Here is a 5,328-nt window from a genome sequence, read left to right as displayed (position 1 = left end):
CTCTTAATTGCAGCGGTTCTTTGTCTCGCGCCCTGACAGCCTGCCTGTACACCTGACGCCCGTTGTTGGCTGGACGTCGCAAATTCGGGAGAAATCTGTATGCAACTTACCAAGGGAGCCATCGGGAATCTGATCAACCGGTACAAGGCGGTGCTCAAAAAGTGCCACCTGATGAACACCTTCGGCAGCCTGGCTGTGGCCGGTATGCTGATCATGGGCGGCGCCGGCATGGCGACCGCCGCAGACGATAAGCCTTTGGGTGGTGGCAGTCAGGAATGGAGTGGAGATGCCGACCACCTCATGGGCGGCTGGCTGGTAAACACCCCTGAGACTGCCGAAAAGGCTCAAGGCGACATCACCCTCACCGTCAAGCGCGGTAAGATCAGCGAGATCATCGGCGGCAGCTACGCCAGAAACCTGGCTGCGGCTGAAAATGTCAAGCTCCTTACCGTAACGCACGGCAATATCACCACCACCATCAGCGGCGATGAGACCACTTCCGCCGAATTCGTGGTGGGCGGCAGCAAGGTCGCCGGCGGAGCCGGTGCCAATCTGAAGACCGGCAATATCTCGCTGACCATCAACGGCGGTACGTTTGGTAAGGAAGGCAAAACTAAAGACTACGAGCTGGTCATGGGCGGCAACTACCTCAAGGCCAGCACTGGAGACGTTAGCGTTAATAATACTGCTACTGCCGAAAACATCACCGTGAACATCAGCGGCGGCAAGTTCGATACCTCCGTGACGGGCGGCAGTGTGGCCCATGTTTATGGCTCTGGTGGTAAGGAACAAAAACTCTCCGTCACCGACGCTTCCACTTCTGTGACCATCACCGGCGGCACCTTCGAGCACTCCTCTTCCTCCGCCCTGGTGGGGGCCATCGAACTCGATCCCTCCATCATCGGCGGCGGCCTGGCTCTCGTGGCAGACAATCAGGGCACGGCCACCAGCGCCATCACCGGCAATACGCTGGTGACCATTGCCCAGGCCGAGGGCAAAGGATTGATCATCAAAGACAAGGTCCTCGGCGGCAGCCTGGCCCAGGGTAAGGGCGCCACGGTGACCGTGGGCACGAAAGGCCAGAACAACACCTCCGGCATTGTCGTGAAGAACGTCAGCAAAGTTGGCGACCTGGTGGGCGGCAACATGGCCGAGGGCGGCACGGCGACCTTGTACGGTGATTCCTACGTGGAGGTCGAGGCCGGCACGGTCGAGGCCGGCACGGTCGAGGGCGACGTCATTGGCGGCAGCTATGCGCGTGGTGCCGGTACGGTGACCACCAACGGTAACACCAGCGTCGTGTTCAGTGCTGCCAACTCCGCCACGATGCCCCAGGCGGAATACATTGTGGGTGGCGACAAGGTACTTGGCAATGGCAAGGCCACGGGCACAATCACGGGCACCTCTTCCGTCACGGTCAATAATAAGGCCTCGGTGACTACCGGTGCTGTGGTGGGCGGCAGCGTTAGCCGTGCGACGCCTAGTGCGACTGAAGACGCTGCCACTGCCACTGCCACTGTGGCCAACAGCAAGGTGACCATCAACGACGGCACGAGCATTGCCGGTGTGGTGGGCGGCGGCCTGGCCGAGTATCTGAACGATAAAGGCTCGGCCACGAGCACTGTCGAGGATACCTCTACCGTGTACGTCAACGGCGGGACGGTGACCAACATCGTCTATACCACGAGTCCCAGCACAAAGGCGTCCAGCTCCGCTGCCGTGGCTGGTGCGGGCTTCGCCACTGGCGAAAAGGCCACTGCTTCGGTCAAGGATTCCGTTGTGGTCATTGACGGTGACAAGACCGCCATCCAGGGCAACAAAGATAAGGACAATGCCAAGGTCGTTGCCGGTGGCGTGGCCGTCAATGGCGGCACTGTTAATGTCACGAAGACGTCGCTGACCATGAAGAATGGTACCGTCACGGGCGACCTGGTGGGCGGTAACCTTATCGACGGCACAGGCAACGCAGGAGGGGATATTACGTCGACCAGTGTTGCTCTGACTGGTGGCACCCTTGACGGCGAAGTCATGGGCGGCAGCTACGTACGCGGCAGCAGCACGACGTCTAAAATTGATACGACCAATGTCCTCGTCAGCGGCGGCACATTACAGAGCGCTGACAAGAAGGCCCAGTACGTTCTGGGCGGCGGCAAGGCCCTTGTTTATGCCGATGGTCAAGAGGCGAGTCTGACCATCGACACGACGAATGTGACCATCAGTGATTCCGTGAAGGTGCTGGGCGGCGGCGTTATCGGTGGCAGCCTTGCCAAAGGAACGGGCACCGGCAAGGCAACGGTGAGCGTGACTAACGCGAATACGAAGATCCTTGGCGGCACCCAGATCGCCGGTGTGGTCGGCGGCGGCGTCGCGGAAAACTATAACACTGCCACAGGCGATGTCTCCTCGACGGTTACGGAAAGTCAGCTGACCATCAATGGCGGAACCATCAATGCTCTGCGTTACGGAGCACAATTCGCTGAAGAAGCCAAAGGCGACGCTGCCGTGGTAGGCGGCGGTGTGGCCAGCGCCAAGGGGTCTAGCGGGAAGGTCACGTCCAACGTCATCACCGCCAACACCACCATCAACGGCGGCACCATCAATGGCAATGTCTTTGCCGGTGGCCTGGCTGATGGCTCCAATGCTGAGGCAAAGGTGACCACTGCCAATCTGACCATCAGCGGCAATGCCGATATCAAGGGCAACATCCATGCCGGCGGTTATGCCCTCAATAACGGTACGGCCACGGTGGAGAAGGCGACCGTGACCTTTGACGGCAACAGCAGCTTTGCCGGCACGGTCTTTGGTCAGGGCCATGACGCAACCAATACAGGCAAGGCGACAGTTAATAACAGCACTCTGGCCTTCACCAACTATGATGGTGCGTTCAATGGCCAGGTGGTCCGCTTCGACCAGCTGAACGTGGCCGAAGGCTCCACCCTGCAGCTCGGCACCCTGTCCACGGGCACCCTGTCCACGGGCACTGCTGGGGACGAGGCCGGGGTCTTCAACAATAACGCCCTGACCCTCACCGGTGGCGGTGTTGTCTCCGCTGCCGAGGTGGTGGCCGACAAGGGGCTTACCGTTGATAGTCTTGCCACGCTGACCTCTAGCAATATTGAGGTTACCGGTACCGGCGTTGTGACGGTTGAGGGCACTCTGAATGCCACGGGTACGGTCGCGACGGATGACAAGACCGATATCAACGTTGCGAAGGGCGGTATCCTGAACGTCACGACAGATACTGCCCTTGGCACTGGCTTTGCTGGTGCGGATCTCGCCAACGGCGGTACGGTCAATCTGACGGGCACGACGGACGGTGAGCTTACGGTGACGAACCTTCAGGGCAAGTTTGGTAATCAGGGCGTCATCAACGCCGGTGATAACACCGTTGCTGACATGTTCAAGCCTGGTGCTGCCATTTCCTCCGGCATGGTTTCCATTGACGACATCAACAATTCCAATATTGCCACCAACGAGACCAAGACGCTGGTGGTGACGGGCGTAAAGTCTAGCGATACCCTTAACGGCGCCTGGAAGGGTGTGGAACTTGCCGAAGGGGGGTCCCTGACGGTTAACACGGGTACCCTGCAGCTGACCGGCGACACTGCCGACTTTGCCGTGGTGGATGGCGGCGTTAACTTCGCGAACAGCGACAGCACGCTCATGCTTGGTGATACCGGTACCGCCAATAGTGGTCTCATCAAGGACGATGTGACCTTCAGCAACGGCGCGTCGAATATGACCCTGCTGGTCACCGGCAACCAGGATGCCGCCTTTGTGGTGGATGGCGACATCAACGGGCATAGCGGCACCAAGGGCCAGCTCCTTGCCCAGGGCGGCGCAACGCTGACGGCCAATGGCAACATCACGGCCGGCACCATCACGGCCGATGGCAGTACCATCCAGGCTGCTGGGGCTGACCCCGCCGTTGCTGCCGGTGACATCGAAGCCACGAACATCACGGCCCAGAATGGCGGTGTTGTCGCTGCTGCGGGTAGTGTGACGGCCACCAATGTAAAGCTGGATAATGGCGGCCTCCAGGCTGAAAAGGACATCACCCTGAGTGGTGCTGTCACCGATGCCAACGGAGCCCTTGTGGCCAAGACAGGCAAGATCGATGCCTCTGGTCATGACCTCACCCAATCTGACGACGGCCAGCTGAGTCTCGTTGCCCAGCAGGGCACCATCACCGCCAAGGACATCGACGCCACCAACGTGGCTGCCAAGAAGCTGACGGCCGAGCGTGTCAGCGTGGAAGGCGGCAGCCTGCTGCTGACAGATGCCAGCACGGTGAAGAGCCTGACGCTGACCAAGGCCGGTATCAGCGTGGCTGATCTGACGGTCAGCAACGACGTCACCATGACGGACGGCAGTGCCGGCATGATCGACAAGCTGGCTGCAGAGGGGAATGTCACCATCGGTAAAACCGACTCTGACGGTGTGAGCCTGGTCGTTAAGGAAATGACCACCAAGCCTGGTACTACCATGACCTTCGATCCTGACTGGGGTTATGCGTCCAACAACGCTGCTACCGAAAAGCAGAACTATGATCCGGCCACGGATAGCAATGCGGTAAACAACGCTCTCCAGGTCGGCCGCAACAGCTATGTGGCTCTGGGTACCACGGATAAGGGCTGGCTGCCTTCCGTGGTGCAGGGTGGTCTGCGTGAGGACGGTGTGGAGACCGTGCTTGGTCTGGCCAAGCCCCTTGTTGTTCAGTCCACCGGCAGCATCGAACTGAATAGCGATGCCGGTTATGACAGCGTAACGTGGACTGGCACTGCCAACTCCGCCACCTTCGCTGACAACAGCCTGCTGGTGGTCGATGGCAATGCCATCTTTGGCGACAAGGCTGCCATCAAGTTCGCCGATGCTACCGGCAGCACCCTCACCGTGTCCGAAGGTGCCAAGCTGCTGGTCACCGATGCCGTGGCCGGTCAGACCTACACCATCGTGGGCAATGTGGCTACAAGTACTGTTGCCGGCTGGAAGAACAACGGCATGACGTCCACCACGGACATGATCTCGCTGGGCGATGCCAAGTTTGACAGTACGGGCAAGAAGGTCACCACCGCCGCCGTGCGCAATGACGCCCATACCGTGTTCCCCAACCTGAGCGACGGCATGGCCAACGCGGTGAACGACCTGTATACCGGTCATGCCGGTGCCGCCGCTAGTGATCCCAACTGGGACTACGCCGACGTCAACTCCGCCGACATGGGCGTGCGCTTCCTGAGCCGCGCCACGGACAACCGCTTCCTGGGCATGGACAAGGAAGCCGCCGCTGCCACCATCGAAAGCGCTGCCCGCATCGCCTTCGCCGGCGCC

Annotated in this window: 1 protein-coding gene; it reads left to right on the top strand. The window is 60.2% G+C overall.

The features are described from left to right. Positions 1-255: 255 nt before the first annotated feature. The coding region (locus ACQRCJ_RS11995; protein WP_427799891.1) for a beta strand repeat-containing protein at positions 256-5,328 on the top strand (5,073 nt) is incomplete at its 3' end.

Source organism: Desulfovibrio sp. SGI.102, from assembly GCF_050314315.1.
In the GTDB taxonomy this organism is placed as follows: domain Bacteria; phylum Desulfobacterota; class Desulfovibrionia; order Desulfovibrionales; family Desulfovibrionaceae; genus Desulfovibrio.
This window is presented reverse-complemented; position numbering and strand designations above follow the sequence as displayed.